Origin of the sequence: Gelidibacter sp. (assembly GCF_035577925.1) — a bacterium.
Lineage (GTDB): Bacteria > Bacteroidota > Bacteroidia > Flavobacteriales > Flavobacteriaceae > Gelidibacter.
On sequence record NZ_DATJCY010000144.1, the window covers coordinates 1 to 1681 of the forward strand.

The 1681-nt window shown below is 37.1% G+C and carries 1 protein-coding gene and 1 pseudogene; both read left to right on the forward strand.

Annotated features, from left to right (window positions below):
- A pseudogene (locus VNJ50_RS04955) lies at positions 1-381 on the forward strand (galactokinase); the annotation flags it as partial.
- 15 nt (positions 382-396) lie between these two features.
- Positions 397-1419 (forward strand): UDP-glucose--hexose-1-phosphate uridylyltransferase, encoded by a 1023-nt coding sequence (locus VNJ50_RS04960; RefSeq protein ID WP_325579623.1) that lies wholly within the window; start codon positions 397-399, stop codon positions 1417-1419.
- Positions 1420-1681 lie beyond the last annotated feature (262 nt).

Below are 1681 nucleotides of genomic sequence, written 5' to 3' on the forward strand. Positions count from 1 at the left end.
GAAGCCGATTATCAAAAAGCATTATATGTTATTGAAGAAAATAATCGTGTGCATCAATTTTCAGAAGCGATAGAAAAAGAAGACTTGGAAACTTTAGGAAACTTGCTTTTTCAATCGCATGATGGTTTAAGCAATAAGTATAAAGTAAGCTGTACAGAACTCGATTTTTTAGTGGATAAAGCACATAAAACTCCTCATGTTATTGGTGCCCGAATGATGGGCGGTGGTTTTGGCGGCTGTACGATAAACTTGGTTTTTAAAAGTGAAGTTGAAACCTTTAAAAATCAGATTACTGAACTTTTTAAAGCAGAATTTGGAAGACCTTGTTCCATTTATGAAGTAAAACTGGCTCAAGGGACACATATTGTAAAGTCAAAATAATTGAACAAAAGTAAGATGGATAACAATTTGCAAGATTATTCGCATAAACGCTATAATATTTTAACTGGCGAATGGGTGCTTGTATCGCCACACAGAGCGAAAAGGCCATGGCAAGGACAAAATGAAACTATTTCAAATGAACAGCGACCTGCACACGATTCTACTTGTTATTTATGTGCAAGGAATACGCGAATTAATGGTGAAATAAATCCCGATTATAAAGACGTTTTTATTTTCACGAATGATTTTGCGGCATTGCAAACCACGTCGCCTTCGTTTTCCGTAAATGATGGATTGTTCAAAGCCGAAAGTGAACAAGGTATTTGTAAGGTTATTTGCTTCAGTCCGGATCATTCAAAGAGTTTGGCAGATATGGAAGTCACGGATATCAACAAAGTGGTCCAAGCCTGGCAAAAGGAATACACGCTTTTAGGTTCAAACGAGATGATCAATTACGTTCAGATTTTTGAAAATAAAGGAGCCGTTATGGGCTGTAGCAATCCGCATCCACACGGGCAAATTTGGAGTCAATCCACATTGCCCAACGAAGTAGAAAAGAAAGATCAGCATCAAAAAGCCTATTTCGACAAAAATAAAACCAGCCTTCTGGGCGATTATCTCAAACAAGAACTTCAGGCCAATGAACGTATTATTTATCAAAACGATGCCTTTGTGGTCTTAGCGCCATTTTGGGCCGTTTGGCCGTTTGAAACCATGATTGTTCCTAAAAAAGCTTATAAAGACATTACCGAATTATCGGATGCAGAAAGCTTGGCTTTTGCCGATGCTATTTCTAAAATAACAAAAGCTTATGATGCTTTATTTCAAACGTCATTCCCTTATTCAAGCGGCATACACCAAGCGCCAACCAATGGAAAAGATAATGCGCATTGGCATTGGCACATGAGTTTTTATCCACCGTTGTTAAGAAGTGCTACGGTAAAAAAATTCATGGTAGGCTATGAAATGTTTGGATCGCCACAACGGGATATTACGGCTGAACAAGCGGTAGAAAGACTGAAAGTATTAATAAAATAGCTTTAGTGTTTTTGTAAAAAGATGTTGAGTACACGACTTTTTTTTAACACATAGGGACATAGTCTTTAAAGAGGCCTTCCTCTCTTACTAAAGTTTCACATAGCTTAGAAGCTAAGCTTCTAAGTTTCTTACTTTGTGCATCTTAAGTTATCAGATGCTATGTGTCTATGAGGTTTGATTTTTTTGTCATGTAGTAAGAAAAAAATGTGCTAATATTTGAGCCCTTTTACCAAATCTTCAAATCCCGATGCAGGTTTCCAAT